Annotated in this window: 22 protein-coding genes; 9 read left to right on the forward strand and 13 right to left on the reverse strand. The window is 49.0% G+C overall.

Annotated elements, in window-relative coordinates; translation table 11 throughout:
* Window positions 1-96: 96 nt before the first annotated feature.
* Window positions 97-1,782, reverse strand: coding sequence for a kdo(2)-lipid A phosphoethanolamine 7''-transferase (eptB, locus tag LVQ76_RS19670; RefSeq protein WP_232922310.1), 1,686 nt, complete (start codon window positions 1,780-1,782; stop codon window positions 97-99).
* Window positions 1,783-2,050: 268 nt separating this feature from the next.
* On the opposite strand from eptB, the gene LVQ76_RS19675 reads away from it, so the two are divergent.
* Window positions 2,051-2,635: an HD domain-containing protein gene (locus LVQ76_RS19675; RefSeq protein WP_232922311.1), complete on the forward strand. Its 585-nt coding sequence runs from the start codon at window positions 2,051-2,053 to the stop codon at window positions 2,633-2,635.
* On the opposite strand, the gene LVQ76_RS19680 is transcribed toward LVQ76_RS19675, so the two are convergent.
* Together LVQ76_RS19680 and LVQ76_RS19685 are read right to left on the reverse strand one after the other, a co-directional pair.
* Entirely contained in the window at window positions 2,626-3,828 is a 1,203-nt protein-coding gene (locus LVQ76_RS19680) for an L-lactate MFS transporter (RefSeq protein ID WP_232863964.1), read from the reverse strand. The genes LVQ76_RS19675 and LVQ76_RS19680 overlap by 10 nt on opposite strands.
* Window positions 3,829-4,066: 238 nt before the next feature.
* On the reverse strand, window positions 4,067-4,780 hold the full coding sequence (locus tag LVQ76_RS19685; RefSeq protein ID WP_232922312.1) for an autotransporter domain-containing protein: 714 nt from the start codon (window positions 4,778-4,780) through the stop codon (window positions 4,067-4,069).
* A gap of 170 nt (window positions 4,781-4,950) precedes the next feature.
* Between LVQ76_RS19685 and tag the strand changes: the two genes are divergently transcribed.
* A complete protein-coding gene (gene tag, locus LVQ76_RS19690; protein WP_064514777.1) occupies window positions 4,951-5,514 on the forward strand; it encodes a DNA-3-methyladenine glycosylase I in 564 nt (187 codons plus the stop codon).
* Window positions 5,511-5,951 carry an N-acetyltransferase gene (locus LVQ76_RS19695; RefSeq protein ID WP_064514779.1) on the forward strand — a complete coding sequence of 147 codons (441 nt, stop codon included), beginning with the start codon at window positions 5,511-5,513 and terminating at the stop codon, window positions 5,949-5,951. Before tag ends, LVQ76_RS19695 begins: the two co-directional genes overlap by 4 nt.
* Here the strand turns inward: LVQ76_RS19695 and LVQ76_RS19700 are convergent.
* Entirely contained in the window at window positions 5,920-8,250 is a 2,331-nt protein-coding gene (locus tag LVQ76_RS19700; protein WP_255681856.1) for a molybdopterin guanine dinucleotide-containing S/N-oxide reductase, read from the reverse strand. The two genes, LVQ76_RS19695 and LVQ76_RS19700, sit on opposite strands and share 32 nt — an antisense overlap.
* A 166-nt stretch (window positions 8,251-8,416) precedes the next feature.
* On the opposite strand from LVQ76_RS19700, the gene LVQ76_RS19705 reads away from it, so the two are divergent.
* The gene (locus LVQ76_RS19705) at window positions 8,417-9,079 is read left to right on the forward strand and encodes an OmpA family lipoprotein (RefSeq protein ID WP_034460637.1); all 663 of its coding nucleotides are present in this window, start codon (window positions 8,417-8,419) and stop codon (window positions 9,077-9,079) included.
* 57 nt (window positions 9,080-9,136) lie between these two features.
* Here LVQ76_RS19705 and LVQ76_RS19710 read toward each other — a convergent pair whose 3' ends face one another.
* Window positions 9,137-9,754, reverse strand: coding sequence for a DUF5666 domain-containing protein (locus LVQ76_RS19710; RefSeq protein WP_232922314.1), 618 nt, complete (start codon window positions 9,752-9,754; stop codon window positions 9,137-9,139).
* Between the two features lie 199 nt (window positions 9,755-9,953).
* Between LVQ76_RS19710 and LVQ76_RS19715 the strand changes: the two genes are divergently transcribed.
* Together LVQ76_RS19715 and emrD are read left to right on the forward strand one after the other, a co-directional pair.
* On the forward strand, window positions 9,954-10,250 hold the full coding sequence (locus tag LVQ76_RS19715; RefSeq protein ID WP_232905415.1) for a hypothetical protein: 297 nt from the start codon (window positions 9,954-9,956) through the stop codon (window positions 10,248-10,250).
* Window positions 10,251-11,023: 773 nt separating this feature from the next.
* Window positions 11,024-12,208 (forward strand): multidrug efflux MFS transporter EmrD, encoded by a 1,185-nt coding sequence (emrD, locus tag LVQ76_RS19725; protein WP_232863969.1) that lies wholly within the window; start codon window positions 11,024-11,026, stop codon window positions 12,206-12,208.
* 73 nt (window positions 12,209-12,281) lie between these two features.
* Here emrD and LVQ76_RS19730 read toward each other — a convergent pair whose 3' ends face one another.
* The 4 genes from LVQ76_RS19730 to dsdC form a co-directional block, all read right to left on the reverse strand.
* Window positions 12,282-13,004 (reverse strand): amino acid ABC transporter ATP-binding protein, encoded by a 723-nt coding sequence (locus tag LVQ76_RS19730; RefSeq protein WP_064514790.1) that lies wholly within the window; start codon window positions 13,002-13,004, stop codon window positions 12,282-12,284.
* Window positions 12,991-13,755 carry an amino acid ABC transporter permease gene (locus LVQ76_RS19735; protein WP_151993883.1) on the reverse strand — a complete coding sequence of 255 codons (765 nt, stop codon included), beginning with the start codon at window positions 13,753-13,755 and terminating at the stop codon, window positions 12,991-12,993. The genes LVQ76_RS19730 and LVQ76_RS19735 overlap by 14 nt, the downstream gene beginning before the upstream one ends.
* A gap of 102 nt (window positions 13,756-13,857) precedes the next feature.
* Complete coding sequence (locus LVQ76_RS19740) at window positions 13,858-14,595, reverse strand: basic amino acid ABC transporter substrate-binding protein (protein WP_370640085.1); 738 nt, start codon at window positions 14,593-14,595, stop codon at window positions 13,858-13,860.
* 185 nt (window positions 14,596-14,780) lie between these two features.
* Window positions 14,781-15,704 (reverse strand): DNA-binding transcriptional regulator DsdC, encoded by a 924-nt coding sequence (gene dsdC, locus LVQ76_RS19745; RefSeq protein ID WP_034460646.1) that lies wholly within the window; start codon window positions 15,702-15,704, stop codon window positions 14,781-14,783.
* 225 nt (window positions 15,705-15,929) lie between these two features.
* Here dsdC and dsdX point away from each other — a divergent pair, with 225 nt between their 5' ends.
* Both dsdX and dsdA read left to right on the forward strand, forming a co-directional pair.
* Window positions 15,930-17,267: a D-serine transporter DsdX gene (gene dsdX / locus LVQ76_RS19750; RefSeq protein WP_232905416.1), complete on the forward strand. Its 1,338-nt coding sequence runs from the start codon at window positions 15,930-15,932 to the stop codon at window positions 17,265-17,267.
* 18 nt (window positions 17,268-17,285) lie between these two features.
* A complete protein-coding gene (dsdA, locus tag LVQ76_RS19755; RefSeq protein ID WP_232863972.1) occupies window positions 17,286-18,614 on the forward strand; it encodes a D-serine ammonia-lyase in 1,329 nt (442 codons plus the stop codon).
* Window positions 18,615-18,675: 61 nt separating this feature from the next.
* Here dsdA and LVQ76_RS19760 read toward each other — a convergent pair whose 3' ends face one another.
* Together LVQ76_RS19760 and LVQ76_RS19765 are read right to left on the reverse strand one after the other, a co-directional pair.
* The gene (locus tag LVQ76_RS19760; protein ID WP_232905418.1) at window positions 18,676-19,998 is read right to left on the reverse strand and encodes a 6-phospho-alpha-glucosidase; all 1,323 of its coding nucleotides are present in this window, start codon (window positions 19,996-19,998) and stop codon (window positions 18,676-18,678) included.
* Entirely contained in the window at window positions 19,995-21,617 is a 1,623-nt protein-coding gene (locus LVQ76_RS19765; protein ID WP_232922316.1) for an alpha-glucoside-specific PTS transporter subunit IIBC, read from the reverse strand. Before LVQ76_RS19765 ends, LVQ76_RS19760 begins: the two co-directional genes overlap by 4 nt.
* Before the next feature lie 308 nt (window positions 21,618-21,925).
* Here LVQ76_RS19765 and LVQ76_RS19770 point away from each other — a divergent pair, with 308 nt between their 5' ends.
* Window positions 21,926-22,654, forward strand: coding sequence for a GntR family transcriptional regulator (locus tag LVQ76_RS19770; RefSeq protein WP_232922317.1), 729 nt, complete (start codon window positions 21,926-21,928; stop codon window positions 22,652-22,654).
* Between the two features lie 88 nt (window positions 22,655-22,742).
* Here the strand turns inward: LVQ76_RS19770 and LVQ76_RS22410 are convergent, their stop codons facing one another.
* Entirely contained in the window at window positions 22,743-23,636 is an 894-nt protein-coding gene (locus LVQ76_RS22410; protein ID WP_232905421.1) for an HNH endonuclease, read from the reverse strand.
* Between the two features lie 113 nt (window positions 23,637-23,749).
* Window positions 23,750-24,490 (reverse strand): pentapeptide repeat-containing protein, encoded by a 741-nt coding sequence (locus LVQ76_RS19780; RefSeq protein ID WP_232905422.1) that lies wholly within the window; start codon window positions 24,488-24,490, stop codon window positions 23,750-23,752.
* Between the last annotated feature and the right edge of the window lie 218 nt (window positions 24,491-24,708).

Raw genomic sequence — 24,708 nt, forward strand, 5'->3', positions numbered from 1 at the left:
CGGAGCGCATCTTACTGCGCACCGTTTTACCCGTCAATCCCTGAAATTCAAAATCCTGTCTGTTTGCTTTAAATTCCAGCACATGTGGCTAAAAAGTTACTGTGCGGCTTTCTTTTCCGGCACATGGCACCAGTTGTTGTTCTGGTTGATACCACCGTCTGGAGACGTGTAACCCAGGCAACCCATGATGGTGTCATACAGTTCAACATGGCGATGCGGCACCTTCATTTTTGCCTGTTCCTGCATATGTGCAAACTCACGTGCGCGATCCGGGTTTTCCAAATATTTATCAGATGCCCAAACCAGTAACGGCACACGGAACTGCTCAGGTGGAGCCATTTTACGTGGCGTACCATGCAAGTGTTTGTGCTCGTCGATAGACTCACCGTGATCAGAGGCATAAAAAATAATCGCACGCTTATCACGCAGCTCAGAAATCACTTGTTCAAGCACACTGTCGGTATACAGCACGGAGTTATCAAAAGCGTTAATCAGCTGCTCTTTGCTGCACTCTTTATCAATGCTGACGCACTCTGGAGTCCATTTCGCGTAGCTGCGCGGGTAACGTTGTACGTAAGAGAAGTGCGAGCCTTTGGTGTGCAGCACAATCAAATGCTTACCCTTTGGATGCTCGTCAACAGAGCGTCTCATCTCTTCAACCAGCAACATATCATCGACCTGCTTGCCACGGTTACGCGGTTCAGCGGCAATCTGCTCACGGTAAGAGAAGTTATCTGCCATGGTGTTGCCGTAGAACCAGACTTCACTTTGCATCGCAAAAAGGTTTGAGCTGAAACCAAGCTGTTTAAGTACCGCAAAGACGTTCTGCTCTTTCAGAGTACGCTGCGGATTCTCTTCCGCGCCGCCTTCACGCACGAACATACAACGCAGCGAAAGCTTAGTCGCGGTATCGCAAGATTCACCTCTGAACGCGACCAGATTTTTCTCCTGGGCGAGTTTTGGTGTGGTGTCACGGTCATAGCCCAGAATACCCATGTGATCCCAGCGAGTGGTTTCGCCAATCACAAACACAACATAGGTATCATCGAGCTCTTTTGGCGCGACATAAGTAAACTTCTTCGCTGGGTTGAGCAACGAACTATTATCGTTGGACTCATCAGCCTGGGCCCAGGCAAAAAGACCCAACGCTGAGACCCAGTTTGATGGCAGATAAGAGTTAGCCACCACGCCGCCGTAGCTTGGCATATCTACCGTGGAGCGTTTTTCTGTGCGATTTTGTTGTTTATCGAGTAAACGCAGTGGTGCCCAAACCATCAGTCCAGCCAACAGCACAATGGCCACGTTTTTGATGCGTTGACCTGGGGTTTTCAATTGGTTGAGGAGGGTATCGCGTGTTTTGCTTCCCCAGATAAGTACCAACGGAATAGCACTGACCAAAACCATCCACAATACGAATTGATACCCGACAATTTCTTTCGAGAGGTCGATATCTGTAGTCATCACCGAGGCGATAATACCGTAGCCAATAACGACGTTAAGCAACGTCATGTAATAGCTGGCACCGACGGAGCACAACACGATTAATGTAGCGAGGATGCGCCAGACGGTACGACCGAACAGGGATAACACGCGGAATAAAAAGAAAGTGACCAGAACGCAAGCCACAACCTCAGCAACCATGGAGAAACCTTTCAGGCGACTAAAGTCCTGAGCAAATCCCATGAAACGATTATAAAAAACCGAGAGGTTTAAAAATATGCCGATGTATACCGCTAACAGAAAACAGAGTTTCTGCTGGGCCATCGATTTAATGTAATTCATGCAGGTTGTCCGAAAAATAAAGCAAAAAGGAGATGTTATAAACATCACTCAGACTCCCTCTGGTGAAGAAAATTCTGAGCAATAAAAAATAGAGTCCGAATCAGGATGATTCTTAGCCAATTTTTGGCGCGGATTAGTAGAACATAGGGAGAGAAAAAAGTATCGGCAAAATTCGTGATTCACACGCTTGTTTACATATCTCATGCTGGCTCAACGCAGGTGGGTTATGGAACATATCAGGCAATATTGGTGATGCAGAGAGGTAGTTATGCTGTCTTTAGAAGAACGCGCACGCCGATATGCAACGAAAGCTCATGCGGCTTGCGATCAGCTCCGCAAATATACTCTTGAGCCATATATCGTCCATCCAGCAGCCGTGGTGGAGATAGTCAGGAGCGTTTCTCCCATTGAGGAAGTGCTCGCGGCAGCCTGGTTGCACGACACTGTTGAGGACACCGGCACCACGCTTATCGACATTCAGGAGCACTTTGGCCCGGATGTGGCGACTTTGGTGGCAATGGTTACCAACCCTGAACAACTCCCCGGCACCAATCGCATGCATCGTAAACGTGCTCACTTCCTGCATACCGCCAACGCAAGCCAGGAAGCGCAAACCATCAAACTGGCTGACATCATCGATAACACGCGTGAAATTTTGCTCTACGACCCGCACTTTGCTCGAGTCTATTTGATAGAAAAACGTATTCAGTTGGCAGGGTTACAGCGGGGAAATGAGATTTTAAAAGCACAAGCTGAAGGCATTATAGAGCAGGGGATTTCACAATTAATGATGCCGCCGTACAACGTCCCGGCGGCATGGTTTGCGGCGTTAATGGCTCGCTATCAAGCGTGAGCTTCTTGATAAACTTCGCGCGCTGGAGTGCGGATGGTAGTTGAAATCGCCAGAGACAAAATCAGCAGGGCAAAGATGACGCAGAAGGTCACGTAGAAGCCGCCGAAGATGGAAGCGATAATCGAACCACAAATGCTGCCAATACCGAAGCCTAAGTAAATCACACCGTAGTTTTTAGTCAGGTTATTCAGACCAAAGAACTCGCTCACCAGTGATGGGTAAACGGTGATAGTACCGCCGAAGTTAAACGCTACGCAGGCAATCGCGGCAAAGAAAGTCACTTCATTAAGTGGAGCGAATAGCAGTGCAGCCATACCGACTAAAGAAATGACCTGACCGATAGTGATAACGCGGATACGAGCAATCTTATCGGACAGAATACCCAACACCAGGCGGCCACTCAGGTTAGCAATGGCGATAACGGTTACCGCATTTGCCGCAGATTCAGCAGTTAAATGCACCATGCCTTGTGCGATATCTTTCGCCACACCAATCACGTACAGGCCACTCATGCAAGCTGTCAGGAACATTACTGCCAGCATCCAATACTGCGGTTTACGCATGGATTCAGCCAGGGTGTAATCTTTTTCAGCCACACCATTTGCGGTTTTAACTTCCTGCAATGGCGCATCTTTCATCAGCATTGAACCGAACAGAATCATCACCATCGCCAGGCCACCCCAGATCATGAAGGTGCTTTCCAGGCCGACGGTCGCCAGCAAATGGCTGTCGATATATTTGAAGCCCAGGCTGCCGAGGCCATAAGAGCCAATGGCAAATGCGGAAATCAGACCTTTACGCTCAGGGAACCATTTCACGCAGTTGGAAAGCGTTAACAGGTAACCTGCACCATCTGCCAGGCCCACCAGCACACCCGCACTCAACCACAACATCAGCAGATTGTTGGAGTGGGCGGTAAGGAAGAAACCAACACCCAGCAGCACACCTGCCGCCATCGTTACTTTTCGTACACCAAAACGTTCCTGCAATTTACCCGCAACAGAGGAAGAAATCGCAAGGCCAAGGCTGAGTAAACCGAAGGAGAATGCCACCTGGCTGATTGGCTCACCCAGCTTTTGCGACAGTGCGCTGTTGAACAAGCTCCAGGTATAAACGGAACCCAATGCAAACTGGGTAATGATGGTGCCGATCAGAGTTAACCAACGAGTACGGTTGTAGGTAGAATTATTCATGGCAGATGTCCGCAAAATTTAAGAGAAATCTTCTGCTGCCAAGAGTAACGAAGTGCATTTTATTCCAGGAGAAAAAGGCATGAAGTGCACTCAGGCCGGAATGAAATGCACCTGAGAGGGTATGAATGGCCTGGACGTTGATTCAAAAATGAATAACGTTAGTAATTACTATCAATATAAGGTGCGTAAACACTGATTATTAAATGTTAAATATATCAATTGAAGGTTACGTTAATGATCAAAAACGCGCACTGACGCCAACGTTATATATATATGCCTCACCCGTCGTTAATCCTTCGGCTTGCGACATAGAAGCAAACGCTGCCATATTTTTACCAATTGGCATATCGGCACCCACGGTCACATCCATCCAGCTCGCATCCTGACTCGTCACGACATTTGTTCGCAGTCCTGACTGTGCCTTCCAGAGATTTTCACCATATTGATGGTTATAGCTAACCTGGGCCCACGGGCGCAGATAGCCGACCGACGAATCCAGACGCCAACCCACAGTAGAGACGCTGGCATGCCAGAGCTGATCGGTAAAGCGCGCTGCGACAGCCGTGTCGCCATACTCGTTATAAATCCCGGGCGTTGTGCCATCCCAACTGTATTTTGCTGTCGGGCCGGTTGTGATATTGCCAGGCAAAGAGATATTCCAGCCGATGCCCAAACGTGAGGTATCAGCGCTAATATTATCGTTACCAGAAACGAGCATCAGCCCCTCCTGGTTTTGGGAGGTAAAAGAAGAATTAATCCTTTCTGCGAGAATATCGTTGTAGCTTGGTTGGCGATTACTGTCCCAAGTGTAACGATCCTGCGCTTCGCCCGAAGTTTCTTCGGCGACATATTCTTGTTGCCAGGCAAATACATTCGTAGCGTGTGACAGGCAACACAAAGCCAGCACCGTGGAGAAAGTGACACGGCGACCACTGCGTATAATTTTGATCATCAAAACGACTCCAGAAAAGAGCCAAATCCGGCGATATTATTAGTCTTTTTGTCGGGCTTGCGGATAACCCCTAAATAACTCATGGTGTATCAAGATGGCCCTGAATTAACTATTGTCGCTTTATTTCGCACGTCAAGTTGGCACGAGAAATTTCATCAAAGGAGAGACGTATGCTGCGTTGTGGATGGGTATCCAATGACCCGCTCTATATCGAGTACCACGATAAGGAATGGGGTGTGCCGATGACTGACGGGCAACACCTGTTTGAGATGATTTGCCTTGAAGGACAACAGGCCGGTTTATCATGGATAACCGTGCTGAAAAAACGCGAAAACTACCGTCGCTGCTTTAAAAATTTCGATCCTCAAGCCGTGGCTTTACTGCAACCGGAAGATGTCGACGAACTGGTACAGGATGCCGGTATTATCCGCCATCGCGGGAAAATAGAAGCCATCATCAATAACGCGAAAGCGTATCTGGCGATGGAAGCCAACGGTGAGAAATTCCCGGAGTTTGTCTGGTCGTTTGTCGATAACCAGGCGCAGATTACGCAGGCCGCAACGCTTGCAGAAATCCCTACCACCACCCCTGCTTCCGACGCGTTATCAAAAGCGCTGAAAAAACGCGGCTTTAAGTTTGTGGGGTCAACCATTTGCTACTCATTTATGCAGGCCTGCGGGCTGGTCAATGACCACGTCACCACTTGCTTCTGCCACCCCGATAATCTCAAATGATTCGCCGCTTACAGCCTGGTGAAATGGATGAACTGATTGAAATCTGGCTTGCCAGCACGATTCAGGCTCATCCATTTATTAGCGAAAATTACTGGCACGAAAGTGAGTCCATCGTACGGAATGTCTATATTCCGCAATCTGCGACCTGGGTTTATCTGCACCAGGACAAAATGGTGGGATTTATTAGCGTGCTGGATTCGCTATTTATTGGCGCACTATTTGTTAGCGAACCGTTTATTGGCAAAGGAATCGGGCAAGCGTTAATGGAGCACGTCAAAGCGCTTTATCCCTCACTAAGCCTTGAGGTTTACCAGAAGAATCATCGGGCAGTACATTTCTACCATCACCAGGGCTTTCGCATTGAAGAAAGCGCCTGGCAAAACGAAACGCACCACCCGACCTGGATTATGAGCTGGCAGGCGGAACAAATGCCGTAACTTCCGGTACCGGGCCGAGATACTTTTCGGCCCACACCAGAGACGAGTTTGCAGCACAGCCATTTGCCAGACGCGAAGTCGGAATATCGAGGGTCAGCACATTCACCGCACCGTTTTTACACAGCTTTTCATCGTCTAAATCCGGCCACGCCCCCTGGTGAATACAGACTACTCCAGGCTTGATGCCTTCTGTTACCAGCGCACCCACCAGCACCTGCCCACGCGCATTCCAGACACGCACTAAATCACCATCCGCAATGCCATGTTCAGCCGCATCTTTTGGATGCAACGTTAACGGCTCACGCCCGGCAATCGCATATTTGTCACGCAATGCCGCATAGTTGAGTTGGCTGTGCAGGCGGTGTGCCGGATGAGATGAAAGCAGTTGAAGCTGGCCGGACTGCGCATTGCCTTGCCATTCGTCTGGCGCAAGCCAGGTCGGATGCGGAGGGCAATCAGCGTAACCAAAACTGGCAATACGCTCGGAGTAAATTTCGATTTTTCCGCTTGGTGTTTTTAATGGATTAGCCTGCGGATCATGGCGGAAATCAGCGAAACGGATAAATCCGGCGTTCTTTTCACTTTCCGGCATTTCTATCAGTTGGTTAGCTTCCCAGAACTGTTTAAATTCCGGCAGTTCGACCTGCTGTGTCGCACCGCGCTTGCGCGCAATGTCATAGAACTCTTCCAGCCATTGCAGCTCGGTTTTTCCCTCCGTAAAACGGGCTTCACCGCCCTCTTCCCACAATGCACTGAGTTGGGCAAAAACATCGAAATCATTGCGCGCCTCCCCTTGTGGGGAAACGACCTGCTTCATCGGCACTAAATGCTGGTTACTGTAATCACCGGTCATCGTTAAATCATTACGCTCAAACGATGTGGTGATCGGCAACACAATATCTGCGTGTTTTGCGGCCGCCGTCCAGAAGCATTCGGAAATAACGACCAACTCCGGTTTCTGCCAGGCCTTTATTAGACGATTGGTATCTTGATGGTGGGTAAAATTGCCGCCACCCGCCCACCAGAGCATGCGAATATCCGGGAATATTTTTTGCTGCCCATTGTGCTGATACTCGCCACCTGGGTTTTCCAGCGCCTCAACAATGCGTGCCACCGGGATTTTTTCGACAGCATCTGTACCGTTTGCCACCGTTCCCTGCATTGAACCCAGCACCGCCGCGCGTCGCGTCGGGTTGCCGCCGTTCGCAAAGTGATAAGACAAACCAAAACCGCCGCCCGGTGTACCAATTTGCCCCAGCATCGCTGCAAGCGTGACCAGCATCCAGTGCTTTTGCTCACCATACTGCTGGCGCTGCATCCCCCAGCCCGACATCAGCATGGTGCGATTGCGGCTAAACACCTGCGCCAGATATTCAATGGTTTGCACCGGCACACCACAAATCTTCGCCGCCCATTCGGCGTTTTTCGGCTGGCCATCGGTTTCACCCGTCAGATAAGCGGCGAATTTTTCGTAGCCATGAGTACAGCGCACCAGGAAGTCTGTGTCGTGCCAGCCGTGTTTAACCAGCGTATGCGCGATACCCAACATCAGCGCGACATCAGTTCCCATATTTGGAGCAATCCACTGGGCATTTTCACCAAAGAAATCCACCGTTTCCGATCGCATCGGATCAATGGCGATCACGGTTTTACCGCTGTTTTTCAGTTGCTCAAAAAACTTCACGCCCTGTTCGTCGCTGGCGTTCCAGGCAATCTTTAGTGTGTTCAATGGGTTGGCGCTCCACAGCACCACCACATCGCTATGCTCAAGCACCAACGGCCAGCTGGTTTGCTGCTGATAAACCTCATTTGATCCAACCACATACGGCATAATGACTTGTGCCGCACCGGTGGAATAATCCCCCAAATGCCCGGTATAGCCGCCCGCCAGATTCATATAACGCTGTAATAACGTAGACGCTTTATGAAGCACCCCATTGGAGCGCCAGCCGTAGGAACCCGCGAAAATAGACGCTGCTCCATAAGTCTTGCGAATGCGTTGGTGCTGCTGGTGAATCAACTGGAGCGCTTCATCCCAGCTGATGCGCACATACTCATCTTCACCCCGCACACCTTGTGGTGCCTCGGGTGAGACAAGAAAACCTTTCCTGGCCATGGGATACTGCACACGAGCTTTACTGTGTACCTGGTCTGGAACTGCGCTTTGCAATGAATTCTCATGCCCAGTTTCCAATGCCCCTCTGGAAGCGAGAACTCGCTCTCCGTCAGTTTCAACGATCATCGGGCCCCAGTGTGCGGCAGTTAGAATTTTCTTGTTTGATGAGAATGCGTTAGCCAATTCGGGCTCCCTTATTTGCAGGTGTTGTGCAGGTGGCGGCCTGATGGCCACTCAATATTTTGTTTACAAATTCAGACGACTCTATAGAAATTTCTACACATTCACACGGCATAATCAACCGCCGCTGAAGTCGCGGTTGAGTTATTAAATTCACAAAGGAAATGAGATGAAAAAACGCGTCATGATGATTGCCGCCATTGTTTGCGGCACGTTAGCAGTTTCTGGTTGTACTACCAACCCTTACACCGGCGAACGTGAAGCAGGGAAATCAGGCATTGGAGCCGGTATTGGCTCGCTGGTAGGCGCAGGCGTTGGCGCTCTCTCCTCATCGAAAAAAGATCGCGGCAAAGGCGCTTTGATTGGTGCCGCAGCAGGTGCTGCATTAGGTGGTGGCGTCGGTTATTACATGGATGTGCAGGAAGCGAAACTTCGCGAAAAAATGCAGGGAACAGGCGTGAGTGTGACGCGTAGTGGCGACAACATCGTGCTTAACATGCCAAACAATGTCACCTTCGACAGCAGCAGCGCAACACTGAAACCGGCTGGTGCGAATACCCTGACCGGCGTGGCAATGGTATTAAAAGAATACCCAAAAACTGCGGTTAACATCGTGGGTTACACTGACAGCACCGGCAGCCAGGAGCTGAATATGAAGCTTTCCCAGCAGCGTGCAGATGGTGTGGGTAGCGCGCTGATCACCCAAGGTGTGGCAGCAAACCGTGTGCGTACCACAGGTGCAGGCCCGGCGAATCCAATCGCCAGCAACAGCACGGCTGAAGGCAAAGCGCAGAACCGCCGCGTAGAAATTACGCTGAGCCCACTGTCTTAAGCATTGGATTTGGCTGTATCTCGCCCTGGCTCATTGCCAGGGCGAAAAACTCTGCATTTACATCGGCGGTGTCAGGCCATCTTTACCAGCGGATATACCGCGTGCAACCAACTGACCTTTGTCATCTTTCGTGGTATGTAAAACGACTTTAGTACCTGGTTTCAACAGTGATTTATCCGCTGGGGTAATCAGCACGACCGGAGCGTCATCCGGAACAATGACTGTTTTTTCCTGATCTTTAACCTTCACCGTCATCGTACGGCCATGACTATTAACCAGTTTTCCGACCGTACCGTTGGTCATGGTGTTTACATTGCCGTCGGCAGACTCAAAAGGGTTAAACCCTTCACCCGATCCCCGCAAACTCGGTGCGAATACATGTACTTCTAACGCTTTCAGCGTGCCATCAGCCTGCTGCACCGCCGCTGTGCCAACAAAACTATCAGGTTTGATATCACTTACTTTTGCCTCGCTGACACTATTCACTTTAGTTTGATCGGTCAGTGCGACATCGAGCTTCTCCCCCTGCCGCGTGGTGATTTTGAGCGTATTACCATTCACAGCATCGATAATGCCACGCACCGGTCTGATAACATTTTCAGCTGCCGTCGCCATAGAACCAGCACTCAGCAGCAATGCGCTGAGCAGCAAAGCGGAAAAACAATGCTTAGTCATTTTTCTCTCCAGTATTCAGTTTATGAATCATTAGCAAGCTTATTAAGGGTAATTCGCAAATGAAAACCGGTGAGGAAAGTCGTTTGAAAGAGTGTGTTTAAACATTTCGCCAAATCGTGTGACGCCAGGCAGTCGCAGCTAAACTAACCATGATACGCTGCGTGAATACGCTTACCATCGTGCTGCTTCAGGAAGAGATATGGCTTACAAATTTGCTCTGATAGTGCTTATCCCACTTGCCGTGATTGGCTGTTCATCGACTGATACCTCAGGCTATGACGGGCATAAAACCATTAGCCCGGCAGAGACTAACGAGGCATTAATCATGCGCTCGCAATATCCGGATCAGTATTATGGCCGTGAAAATTTAACCACTGAGCAGCGCAGAGAAATAAGCGAGAAAATGCGTGCAGACAGGCTGGAAGCACGAGGACGGCAGGATAACAGCACTGACAGCGGCGATGGCTTCGGGCAATCCGTTCCCCACGGGTTTTAGAACTCAGTCAATTTCAGAACCTACAAAAACAAAAAACCCCGCTGGTGAGGCGAGGTTTTTTGTTTTTGCTACTAGTGCTTTTACTGCTTCGCACACCAGATCACATCAACCTCCAAAATATACGACGAAACCCACCGTGGTGCAAATACTTGCTGCTAATGTGAACAACGCATAAATCTATGGCTTGCGAAGCTGTTCGCATTTTCATCTTTTTACTGTTTATTTATACAGTATAATGGGTATACTGATTGTGTTGAATGTGATGTGCTCTGAGGCCGCAAACCGCCGCGCAATTTAAGTCCTGGCTGAAACGGGTGGTGCCGTCAGTGCCTTAACCTCAGTGGAGCACATCGGATCACCTCAACAAATTCAGCAGGCTACAGGCAGCGGAAAGGCTCGTCTGCTGAAAGTGCTCCTGGTAACAGGAGAAAGCGTATGGGCTTGATGGGACTGGCTATTGCGTTTCTGAAACTCATGGTTGCGTTACTGCAACTGCTTGAGGTCGCCATGAAATACTTCAAGTAATTCATCGTCTTCAAGTCGCACCAAAAGGAGGCGGGAAACCGCCTCCTTTTTATAAACCTCTGTTGCCGTTTCGCTGGCAACATAAATTGCCGTTCAGGCTTTACATGCTGCCAATTTATCTCTCATTCAAAAGGTGTCAGGCCATAGGGTTTCATCGTCTTTGTGTGGTAGATTCCTCTCGATTTTTTGGCGTAGTCAGTTTTATAAACTGACGATTGGCATCTACACCACAAATAACACCTGAGAAAATGAAAAAGTTAGCCAATATTCACCTGCTGATGATGTTGATTCTGCTGGTTGCTGTCGGGCAAATGACGCAAACCATTTATATCCCTTCAATTCCCGATATGGCTCACGACTTCGGCGTGCGCAGTGGGGCAATTCAGCAAGTGATGGCGGCGTATTTGCTGACCTATGGCGTGTCGCAACTTGTCTACGGGCCGATCTCAGACCGCATCGGCCGCCGCCCGGTCATTCTCACCGGGATGAGTATTTTCATCCTCGCCACACTTTGGGCTCTGTTCACCACTAATTTAACGGCTCTGGTGATTGCCAGTGCGTTGCAGGGAATGGGGACAGGCGTTGCAGGTGTGATGGCACGAACCATGCCGCGTGACCTTTACGAAGGTGCATCGCTCCGTTCAGCCAACAGTCTGCTGAATATGGGGATTCTGGTCAGCCCGCTATTGGCTCCGGTCATCGGCGGGATGCTTGATTCCGTATGGGGCTGGCGTGCTTGCTACGGCTTCTTGCTGGTGCTTTGCACCATTGTCACCTTCTGCATGTTGCGCTGGTTACCTGAAACGCGCCCGGTTCAGGCTAAACCTCAACGACTGGTTACGAGCTATAAAGCCTTACTAGGCAGCGGTTCGTTTAATTGTTATCTGCTGATGCTGGTCGGTGGACTGGCAGGCGTAGCCGTATTTGAAGCCTGTTCCGGTGTATTGATGGGCGGCGTTCTTGGGCTCAATGGCGTAGTAGTGAGTATTCTGTTTATTCTCCCTATCCCAGCAGCCTTCTTTGGCTCCTGGTATGCTGGCCGGGAGAATGCGCGCTTCTCTTCATTGATGTGGCAAGCCGTATTGAGCTGCCTGTTTGCCGGCATTTTAATGTGGATTCCAGGCTGGCTTGGAATTATGAACATCTGGACATTACTGGTGCCAGCCGCGCTGTTCTTCTTCGGTGCAGGGATGTTATTCCCACTGGCGACCAGCGGCGCAATGGAGCCGTTCCCATTCCTCGCAGGTACCGCGGGCGCGCTGGTTGGGGGGCTACAAAATATCGGTTCTGGTGCAATGGCGTGGTTTTCTGCGTTGCTGCCACAAACCGGGCAATTCAGCCTCGGTATGTTGATGACCGCGATGGGTGTGATGATTTTGTTTTGCTGGCTTCCGTTGTCGCATAAGTTTCAGCGGCATGGTGAAGCGGTGTAATTTCCGCTCAACCCGAGAAGGTGAAACGCAAGCGTAGGTCGGGTAAGCGTAGCGCTACCCGACACTATCCAACTTAAAGCACTTTACTCAAAAACTCTTTGGTACGTGGGTTAGTCGGGTTGCTAAACAGTTGCGACGGTGGTCCCTGCTCCTGAATCACACCCTGATCAATAAACACCACGCGATCTGCCACTTCACGGGCAAACCCCATTTCGTGAGTGACGATAACCATCGTCATTCCTTCCAGAGCCAGCTGTTTCATCACGGCTAGCACTTCACCTACCAGTTCCGGGTCGAGTGCTGAAGTTGGCTCATCAAACAGAATGATCGACGGCTCCATTGCCAGCGCACGGGCAATCGCCACACGCTGCTGCTGCCCACCGGAAAGACTTGACGGCCAGGCGTCGATTTTGTCTATCAACCCAACCTTTTGCAGCAGTTTTTCCGCACGCGACACGGCTTCAGCCTTCGATAAACCTTTAAGCGACATCGGCGCCATCGTCAGGTTTTCCAGCACTGTCATATGTGGGAACAGGTTAAAACGCTGGAATACCATGCCAATACTTTCGCGCAGCGTGTTGAGGTTAGTTTTTGGGTCGTGTACGGCAAAACCGTTCACCATAACCTCACCACCATCCGGCTTTTCCAGCGCGTTCAGGCAGCGTAGAAAGGTACTCTTACCGGAACCGGACGGACCAATCACACACACCACTTCCTGTGGCGCGATATCACAGGAAATGCCACGCAGCACATGGGTTTTGCCAAATTGTTTCTGTAAATCCTTAACGTGAATCACTTTTGCCAAACCTCTTTTCCATGTGTTGCACCATCAGCGAGAGCATGAACGTCAGCACCCAATACACCAGCGAGATCGTCAGGTACGGTTCCCAATAAGTCGCATAAGCGCCAGAGACGGTACGTGCGGCGTAGGCCAAATCTGCAAGGCCAATCGCTGAAGCCAGTGAAGAATCTTTCACAATGGCGATAGCGTTATTACCTAGCGGCGGCAGAATCCGGCGGAATGCCTGCGGCAAAATCACTTTGCGCATCGTTTTGCCCCAGCCCATACCTAAAGCGCGGGAAGCTTCCATCTGGCCTTTATCGATAGACTGAATACCCGCACGGAAAATCTCAGAGACATAAGCCCCGGCGTTGAGCGTAATCGCCACCACGCACGAGAGAAATGCGCCATATTCAGAGCGCAGTGCACGGGCAAAATCCACCGACATCAGCCCACTGGTCACCAACATGCCATCACGCGGGTTGATAAACAGCGGTACCAGCGCAAAGTGAACCACCATGATTTGCACAAACAGTGGTGTGCCACGGAACGCACTGACGTAAACGCGCACCGGCCACTGCACCGCATAACGCAGCACGTGTTTCCACGGGCCATCTTCGGCATGCGCCATGCGGCCCAGACCAAGCAGCAAGCCCCATGTGGTGCCTAAAATAACGCAGATGATGGTGCACTTGATGGTCATGATCGCGCCTTGCATAAATAGCGGCGCGTATTCTGAGATTATCTCCCAGCGAAATCCGGTCATACCTGTCCTTGTTGGGGCCGAAACGGCCCCAAGTCATATACCCATTATCCTTCAAGCTGCAGGGGTGTTGGCTGCAACTCGAATGCTAACGGGTATCGCAAATTATTCAGCGGGAAGAGTTGGAACGTTGCTATCAAACCACGTGGAATAGATTTTTGCGTAGGTCCCGTCGGCGACGATTTTCTTCAGGCCTGCGTTGATTTTACCCAGCAGTTCCTGGTTATCTTTCGCTACGGCAATACCGAAATACTGGCGTTCGAATTTGTCATCTTTAACCGCTTTCAACGCTTTTTCCGGGTGAGATTTGATGTAGTACTTCACCACACCCACATCGCCAACTGCCGCGTCTATGCCGTCTTCAGCAAGTTCTTGCAGCATCAGCGGCGTATTATCAAAGCGTTTGATATCAGTGCTGTTTTTACCCAGCGTATCGGACACGACAGTATCGCCTGCGCTAGAGTTCACCACGCCGACTTTCTTACCTTTTAGCGCGTTAACGGAATCCACTTTGGAGTCATTGGGTACCACGATGGACTGCTCTGCCGGGAAATATGGCGCGGAGAAATCAACCATCGCTTTGCGTTTATCGGTGATGGTGATGCCAGAAATAATGATGTCACGGTCGCCGGAGTTCAGCGTGGCAAAAATTCCTTCCCACGGTGTATTAACCAGTTTGATATCAAAGCCTTCTGCTTTGGCGATAGCTTTGATGATATCGATATCAAAACCTTCCAGCTGTTTCTGGCTGTTTTCAAATTCAAACGGGCGGTACGTACCACCAGAGCCCACAACATAAGTCTGCTGCGCGGCATAAGCGGAAGAGACAACGGAGAACAACATGCACCCGGCGAAAACAACTGATTTAACTAATTTCCTGAACATTTTGCACTCCGAAAAGTTATTTAGTTATGCATTTAATTTGCATAAAAATACATAAATTGACGGAAGGCATCAACTGAAAGTTACAACAGACTCATTTTTCGGAGTTCGTCCCGCACATGAAACAACGCTGTGACAGCACCAAATTAAACTTGTGATTGCAGCCAGTGAATAAATGCTTCAATTTTTGGCCATTGCCGCCCGGGTAGCGTGGTTGCGTAATAATGTTGATGACATTTCAACGTCATATCACCAAATGGAGCAACTAACTCGCCGCGATCCAGGCGCTTTTGCACCAGCCTTTTGCGCCCCATTGCCACACCTATCTGGTTTACGGCGGCAATAACAGCTAAGTCTGAACGATCAAATCCAATGCCTGAAGATGAAGGTAAATCGATGGAAAAATGTTGCGCCCAGCTATGCCATTCGTCCGTGCCCGAATCGTTACTCCACGCCTGGCGGTCATGTAGCAGCGTACAGTTTCGTAAGAACTCTGGTTTATTATGCAATTCGAATCGCTGTGCGTATTCCGGACTGCAAACCGGCAAGATGTCTTCATCCATCAGAAAATGATGGGTTAGCTGTGATGAAGGGGCATCGTCAAAATAAAGCGCCAGGTCGACTCCAGCACGTTGCAGATTCACGTTGTCGTTGCCAGTGAGAATGGTCAGTGAAATGGAAGGGTAGCGCCGCGTAAAATCGCCCAAAATCGGCACCAGCCAACACTGAGCAATTGAAGGACGCGAATAAATAGTCAGTAAGCCCGACAGCTCCTGGTTTTTGATATCCAGGATCTCCTGATTTAACGTATCCAGCGATGATTTCAGCGCCCAAAAAACTCGTTTTCCTTCATGTGTTAACTCAACTTTACGGTGTGAACGCACAAACAGCTGGATCCCCAACTCCTGCTCAAGCTGATTAATCCGATGGCTGACCGCGCTCGAACTTAGCGAAAGCTCTGCCGCTGCCAGCGCGAAGGATTGATGCCGAGCTGCGACTTCAAATGTGTAGAGTTTTGATAGCTGCCAGCCGTTGAGCAGGCGGTTTCTGACTTCACGAATCGGGTCCATAGCGCTTTCCTGAAAGATAAATCATGGCGACATTGTAAAATACGCCCTCGAAAACGTCGTTTTAAGATGTGAAAAATCGAACCAACATCAATTTAACACCCCTGATTTCGACCTGAATCACTCTTTTGCCTCAATCTGGCTCATCTGAGATGCTATTTATATCGTTTGTCAGCCAGGAGCAATTTTTATCCAATAGTGGCAGATAAATCGCAGAGTGAGGTGGGTATGGAATCTCAGATTTGGGTTGTGGGAACGCTGCTCAGCAGCATAATTTTAATCGTCTTTACCATCGTAAAACTGAAGTTTCACCCTTTCCTCGCTTTGTTGCTGGCCAGTTTTTTTGTCGGCACCATGATGAGTATGAGCCCGCTGGATATGGTGAACGCCATTGAAAACGGCATTGGCAGTACGTTGGGCTTCCTCGCGGCGGTCATTGGCCTTGGCACGATTCTGGGCAAGATGATGGAAGTGTCAGGCGGTGCCGAACGAATTGGCCTGGCGTTACAGCGTTGTCGATGGTTATCGGCTGACGTGATTATGGTTTTAGTCGGTTTGATTTGCGGTATCACGCTGTTCGTAGAGGTTGGAGTGGTGTTGCTGATTCCGCTGGCATTTTCTATCGCCAAAAAGACCAATACCTCTTTGCTGAAACTGGCTATTCCATTGTGTACTGCGTTAATGGCAGTGCATTGCGTGGTTCCGCCACACCCAGCGGCGATGTTTGTCACCAACAAACTGGGTGCGGATGTCGGCACAGTGATTGTGTATGGTTTACTGGTGGGTTTAACCGCATCGTTAGTCGGCGGGCCGCTGTTCCTGAAAATCGTTGGAAATCGTCTGCCGTTTAAAGCGGTCCCTGCTGAATTTTCTGACCTGAAAGTGCGTAACGAAGAAACGCTGCCTTCATTGGGCGCGACGCTGTTTACGATTTTACTGCCGATTGGCCTGATGCTGATCAAAACCCTCGCCGAGCTGAATATGGCGAAAGGAGGGGCGTTATATACACTGCTGGAGTTTATCGGCAACCCAATCACAGCCATGTTTATTGCGGTGTTTGTCGCCTATTACGTGCTTGGATTACGCCAGCATATCGGCATGAGCCAACTGTTAACCCATACCGAGAATGGCTTTGGTTCTATCGCCAACATTTTGCTGATTATCGGTGCGGGCGGTGCGTTTAACGCCATTCTGAAAACCAGTGGCCTGGCAGATTCGCTGGCGGTGTTGCTCTCCAATTTGCATATGCACCCGATCCTGCTGGCATGGCTGGTCGCCCTGATTTTGCATGCGGCTGTAGGCTCTGCAACAGTGGCTATGATGGGCGCAACCGCGATTGTGGCACCGATGCTGCCGCTTTATCCCAACGTCAGCCCGGAAATTATCACCATTGCTATTGGCTCCGGCGCAATTGGCTGCACCATCGTCACGGACTCACTGTTCTGGCTGGTGAAGCAATATTGCGGCGCAACGCTTAACGAAACATTCAAATACTATACAACGGCGACTTTTATCGCCTCTCTGTTAGCACTGGGCGCGACGTTCCTGCTTTCCTTTATCATCTAAGCGCAAAGAGATTGTCTTATGAAAAACGCTGAAATAAACACATTGATTCAACAGTTTCCGCTGGTTCGCGATCTGATTGATTTGCAAGAAACCCGTTGGTTTAACCCGGAAACCACAACATTCGCCGAAGGCTTACCGTACGTGGGGCTGACCGCCGAAGATGTGCAGGATGCCCATGCACGCCTGACGCGTTTTGCGCCTTATCTGGCGCAGGCATTCCCGGAAACCGCTGCGACTAACGGCATTATCGAGTCCGAACTGGTCGCCATTCCAGCAATGCAAAAACGCCTGGAAAAAGAGTTTAATCAGAAAATCTGCGGCCAGTTGCTGCTGAAAAAGGACAGCCATCTGCCAATTTCAGGTTCCATCAAAGCGCGTGGCGGGATTTATGAAGTCCTGACTCATGCCGAAAAACTGGCAATCGAAGCCGGTTTACTGACCACCGAAGATGATTACACCAGACTGCTATCACCTGAATTTAAAGCTTTCTTTAGCCAATACAGCATCGCAGTTGGTTCAACCGGCAACCTGGGGTTATCCATCGGCATCATGAGCGCGCGCATTGGCTTTAATGTCACCGTACATATGTCTGCCGATGCCCGAGCGTGGAAAAAAGCCAAACTGCGTAGCCATGGCGTGACGGTTGTGGAATACGAGCAAGATTACGGTGTTGCCGTTGAACAAGGTCGCAAAGCGGCTGAATCCGACCCTAACTGTTTCTTTATCGACGATGAGAATTCCCGCACGCTTTTCCTCGGCTACTCAGTTGCCGGTCAGCGCTTAAAAGACCAGTTTACCCAGCAAGGTCGCGTTGTGGATAAAGAACACCCGCTGTTTGTTTACCTGCCGTGCGGCGTGGGCGGTGGGCCTGGTGGTGTGGCATTTGGTCTGAAAATGGCGTTCGGTGATAACGTTCACTGCTTCTTTGCAGAACCGACGCATTCGCCTTGTATGCTGCTGGGGGTTTATACCGGCCTGCATGATGAGATATCCGTGCAAGATTTGGGTATTGATAATGTTACTGCCGCTGATGGCCTGGCGGTGGGGCGTGCATCCGGGTTTGTTGGGCGCGCAATGCAACGGTTACTCGATGGTTTTTATACTCTTGAAGACCAGACCATGTACCGGTTGCTCGGCTGGCTTGCGGAAGAAGAAAATATTCGTCTTGAGCCTTCAGCATTAGCAGGAATGCCAGGCCCGCTGCACGTAAGTGCAGATACGGCTTACCAGCAGATGCATGGCTTCACCGCGCAGCAACTGCAAAATGCTACTCATATCGTTTGGGCGACAGGCGGCGGCATGGTGCCAGAAGCGGAGATGGCGCAATATCTGGCGAAAGCGAAGTAACAAGCCCACCCTCACCTCAACCCTCTCCCTATGGGAGAGGGTGACCCACACTCAACAAAACTTATTTCAGTTCAGGCCAGTACTCTTTGTTCGCTACGATCAAATCATCAAGAATCGCTTTGGCAACCGATGCACTTGGCACGGTTTTCGACAGCGTAATCGCCTGCCATAACTTCACGTATGAGCGCTCTTCCCAGGCTTCAACCACCAGTTTTTCGACCGCCACCTGCTGGCTCATCAACCCTTTCTGGAACTGCGGAATATTGCCGACAACCAGTGGCTCCGGCCCACTTTTCCCAACCAGACATGGAATTTCAACCATTGCTTCCGGGTCAAAGTTATTAATCGCACCGTTGTTTGGCACAATCAAAAGCATGCGTTCTTGTGTATTAAAGGCAATTGCCGCCGCCAGATCGACGATGTACGACGCATGTTCGTCAATCTCCAGCTCCCCTGCTGATGATTTCCCTGCCTGAATGATGGCATTACACGAACCAAACACGTGTTTTTCACGGTGTTCCATCACTTCGTTGGCGCGGGTGTGTTCCGGGTTGGAGTGCTCAACCACATAATCCGGGAACAGGTAATATTTCAGGTAAGTATTAGGGAAGGTGCTAGGGTCCAGGGCCCACACATCTTTTGCTTTAGAGAATGTATCGTTCCAGCTGGCTTCGGTTCCATGCTCATCTGATGGCGGGACATAACCAAATTTAGCCACATGCTCGCGGATCTTCGGCATCAAATCGTTGCCATTTTTATCCTCGATTGATGTCCACCAGCCAAAGTGGTTAAGGCCGTAATAACGTACGCGCATCTCTTTACGATCTTTCAGGCCAGCAATTTGCGCCATGCGGCTTTCAATGCCGATTGGCATATCGCAAATGTTGAGAATCTTCGCGTTCGGGCGCAGTTTACGAGTCGCTTCAGCCACAATCGCTGCCGGGTTGGAGTAGTTAAGCATCCAGGCGTTTGGCGAGTATTTCTCCATGAAATCAACCAGCTCTAATACGCCACCGATGGAGCGCATACCGTAGGCAATCCCGCCTGGTCCACAGGTTTCCTGGCCCAGAACGCCATGGCGCAGTGGGATTTTCTCATCTTGTTCACGCATCGGGTATTTACCCACGCGGATGTGTGCCATCACGAAGTCCACATCGGTAAAGGCTTCTTTCGGGTCGGTGGTATAGCTGAACTCGATTTCAGGAGCCTGCTCTTTGAGGATAACTTTGCAAGCTTCTGCAATCGTTTCCTGGCGTGCGCCGTCATTGTCATAAAACTTCAGGGCACGCAGCGGGAATCGGTGCTGGTTTGCCAGTAACATCAATACGATACCAGGAGTGAATGTGCTGCCGCCACCGGCTACTACTACAGAGAATTTTTTCATGATACTGCCTCCGTCATGGATTTAAGTTCGGTCGAAGAAGTGTCTTTCATCAGGGTTTCAAGTTGGTCCCGGACTTGCGGGACATGCAGGCCCACAATCACCTGAATACCGTTGCCGCGTCGCACCACACCGTGGGCGCCCAGCGCTTTGAAAATGTCGTCACTGTGCGTCAGGGCCATATCTGCGAGGGTGATACGCAAGCGAGTCGCACAGTTATTGACGCTAAGAATGTTGCCGGTACCGCCGAGCGCTTCGAGGAAGCCTGCGGCCTGACCTTGTTTGGTCTCTTTGGTCGCCGCAGCGGTGGTTTGCTTGCGTGATGCCTGGTAATCCGCCTTGCTGTACAGCTTGACCTCACTGTCTTCACGCCCTGGTGTTTTCAGGTTGAAGCGCAAGATGAGGGTGCGGAACACCACGAAGTAGATGCCGGTGAAGACGAGGCCAATACCAATCTGGATAAACATCATTGATGCATGGTTGTGGAACATCGGTATCCAGTTTTGCGGCAGGAACTGGTCGAGAAGCCCGCCACCCATGTTGCCCACCACGCCACACATGTACATCACGGTCGCCATGGTTGCGGCAAGGAAGGCGTGGACGGCAAACAAGACTGGCGAGATAAACAGGAAGGTAAATTCAAGTGGCTCGGTAATACCCACCAGCATCGCGGTGAGCGTTGCAGGTATCAGCAGGCCAGCAACTTTTACGCGGTTTTCAGGTGCTGAGGTGGCGTACAGAGCAAGCGCAATCCCCAGGCAGCCAAAGATCTTAGAGTTGCCGTGCAGTGCAAATCCGCCTTCCGGGAACAGGGTTTTCAGAGGCAGCGTGCTCTGGCTGAACTCCTGCAAATGCTGCGCCCAGTAAACCTGAATACCGCCTTCAACTACCGCCGGGCCAAAGATAAACGGACCGTAGATGAAGTGATGCAGGCCGGTTGGAATCAGAATGCGTTCCAGGAAGGTATAAACCCAGACGCCAAGCGAACCGGCGCTACGCAAGAATTCCTGCAAAGACTCAATGCCCATTTGCACTTTCGGCCAGCCATAAAGGGTGAGCCAGGCGCAAGGAATCATGGCAAAGAAGGCGACAATCACGACAAATGAACTGCCCTGGAAGATGCCAAGAAAGACGGGGAGTTGTTTTTCGAAATAGCGGTTGTGGATAGCCGTGACAAAACCGGAGATAACAATCGCGCCAATGATGCTGGTATCAAGCGTTTTGATCCCGGCAATCATGGTTAGCCCGGTTCCCGCCACCGGATCGGCGCTGAAATCAACACCGAAGTAATGGCCCCAGGTCATCCCCATGGCGTTAATGAAGTAGTTCCAGGTCATAAAGCTAACCAGTACGGCTAAGCAAGCACGGCCCTGCGCTTGCTTAGCGAGGCCAATCGGTAAGCCGACGGCAAAAATCAGCGGCATATTGCGGAATACCGTCCAGCCACCTTCTTCAATAATGTGAACAATTTGCGCGAATAAATTATCGGGTGCGGTTAGCGCTTCGCCGACGAACATCGGATTGCGCAACATAATGGCGATGCCTACGACAATCCCGGCGAACGGAAACAACAAAACCGGGGTAAACATTGCGCCACCAAAACGTTGTATTTGACTGAGCATTTTTAAATCCTCACGTAACAACCTGTAGGGTAAATGGCCTTATTTTTTAACGCTGGTTTTAACGCTGGCCTGAGACTGAGAGTAGGGAGACGCAGATGACTTATCGTTGCCCGTCGCACCGATTCGTGATCGCTTTCATAGTTTTTATTTGGGGTAAGTTGTCTACTTTTTGATAGTTAAATAGACACGATGATTTTTAATTTCTTATTCATCATGAAAATATGAAATAAAAATCATTTAAATTATGAATTTGATTAATGAAATGACGGTTTTATAAACCCCATTCGAAGCGGCTAAGAGGTCTACAGGTGATCTACAAATCTATCGCCGATCGGTTACGCATCCGGCTAAATTCTGCTGATTACAACATTGGCAGCCCGCTACCTTCTGAAGTTCGCCTGGCAGGCGAGTTTGGTGTTTCACGTATGACGATTCGTAAAGCCATCGATTTGTTGGTGGGCTGGGGGTTGGTCGTACGCCGCCATGGCAGTGGCACTTATGTAGCGAAGAAAGATGTTCATCATGAAACGACGAATCTTACCGGGTTTATTGAGGTGATGCGCAACCAGGGCAAAGAGGTGGTGAGCAACGTGCTGGAGTTCAATGTGATGCCCGCCCCGCCAGCAATCGCCAGCCAATTACGCATTAATATTGATGAACGGATCTATTTCTCGCGCCGGGTTCGCTCGGTGGATGGTAAGCCGCTGATGGTTGAAGACAGCTATATGCCGGTGAAATTATTCCGTAATTTGTCCATCGCACATCTGGAAGGTTCTAAATTCAGTTATATCGAAGATGAGTGCCACATCATCGTCTGTGGTAACTACGAAAGCCTCACACCCGTGCTGGCCGACAAGAAAATGGCAAAACTGCTCAATATCGATGAGCTAACACCCATTCTGCGCATCACGTCACTGTCATACAGCGACAGCGGTGACTATGTGAATTATTCAGTGATGTTCCGAAATGCCAGCGAATACCAGGTGGATTACCATTTGCGGCGGGTACATATGAATAGAATAAGAGATGAGGAATAAACATAGCTTGCTGATAACTAATTTAATAACAATAAGATAATTGCTGCCCTAATGGGCAGCAATTTCGTTAAAAGCTCTGAATTCGTTTTTACTTCTTAAATACATTTTCTCTATGCCATTCAAGAAATGTGTAAGCCTTTGGATGAAATTCGCGAACCCGTTGGATTTTGATGTTTAAATCTTGCCATATTTTACTGTCAAAGCATGGGCTTAGCATTACTAAGCCATCGTTGGTAAACGACAAGTAACCATTATCGAAAAGCACGTCTATATGAGCAGCGAGCATAATCCCGTTATAAGGATTCAACCGTTCTGAACCAGTCTCACAAGCGCGCCAGGGTTTGATATGACTTGCTTTAAGTAGGGGAAGGAAAGAAACACCAGTCACAGGGCATGCTGGATAAATTTTCAAACATTCCACCCGGAACATCCCCTGACCCCGACGCGCTTCAATGTACGTCAGTTTCTCTGTTTCACTCAGAGATACATCAGTAAGGATTTCTTCAACGTCCTCAACTTCCGGAGCATATATACTCGTCATAACAGTTGTATAAATGTCTCTGTTTGGCGCGTGTCTTTTAGCAGTTAACGTTGACGCAATAATATCCGTGGGAATTCCTGCTGGAACATTAATATATTTTATTTTTGAACCATATGAACGGTTACCTGTGAACTCTTCCCAATTCAAAGTTGTTTTCCCATGAATATGAGCATTTGTAAAATACACTACTTTCTTATTTACTTTTACGCCTTCAACTTCATGAATCTTGACTATATCTGCAACTATAATATCGAATTGAGATTTATTTACATCATCTTCCTTGCGAATAATAATAACCTCCGGAACTTTACCTTTACCAATAACCCATTTTCCGGAGTGCCCATCTTTTCCTTCCATATGAAAATTGGCGCCACTTGTTTCAACAATTACTGCAAGTCTGGATGGAGAGATTTTATTAAAGCTGATATTATTCTTTTCCACAATACACTTCCTTATATAGGGTAGATCGATATGCAACAGAATTCTACGTGTTGTGTATCATTATCGACCGTGCGTGATTTTTCTTTAGAAATTAATACATAAAATGGATTCAGCTATTTGATGAAATGTACTTTTTCAGCACCATAACAGTTTATAAAATTAACGGCACCCTTAGGTATGTTAAGAAAACGAGCACCTGTAACATCACAACCCTCCAATACCAATGAGCGTTCAACAATGTTGCAATGTGAAAAAGTGGTATTTTTTAGATTGCAATTCATAAAGACTACGCGTTGTAAATTACACTTATTTATAACCGTGCTTTCGAATGAGGTGTTTTCAAAAAAGCAACTTCGTAGAACAGATGAATAGATGATCGCATTAACAATACCAGAGAAAGTAACCAGACCACGTAAGACGCAATCAACAAGCAATCCCTTAATAGAAAATTCCGACAAGCGCTCTCCAGTATTATCAATATCAATCGACCGAGACTCAACTCCTTCCAATTGCAATGAAATACCTGAATTTAGCCTTATAAAAGAATCTTGTAATACTCCATTTTTAATATGCAATTTTCCTTTTGAATTTAACACTGAGTTTTCGATGAAGTTCTCAAATAGTAAGAGGTCACCATCTATTTTAAACAATGAGTTTACTACCTTACCATTAAGTACCTCTATCCCCGAATAGCTACCATGGTCTCTATATGTATCAATCAGACAGTTATTCAAATTGCACTTATTAATAATGGAAGTACCAATTAGATTATATGCAATTATTTTTTCATTTTTTAGAATGGCATTATTGAAGGCGAAAGAAGTCGCCTCCCTGATAACTTGGGGGGTCAACATGATAGCTCCTGGACGCAAAAAAAACCGCTAACAAAAGTAAGCGGTGACGATAACGATGATGAGAACACTTGTCGGTTATAGCAAAAAAATCGATGGCACTACAATCGCTATTTCATCCTATTATTTGCAAAATTGAAAATAAAAAAATCATGTAGTTCAATTGATTACATAAAAATCACACCCTCAATGATTTTGTTTATCACCCTGTAACAGCAAAT

It is taken from the genome of Buttiauxella cochleicola (assembly GCF_021283185.1).
Classification (GTDB): Bacteria; Pseudomonadota; Gammaproteobacteria; order Enterobacterales; family Enterobacteriaceae; genus Buttiauxella; species Buttiauxella massiliensis.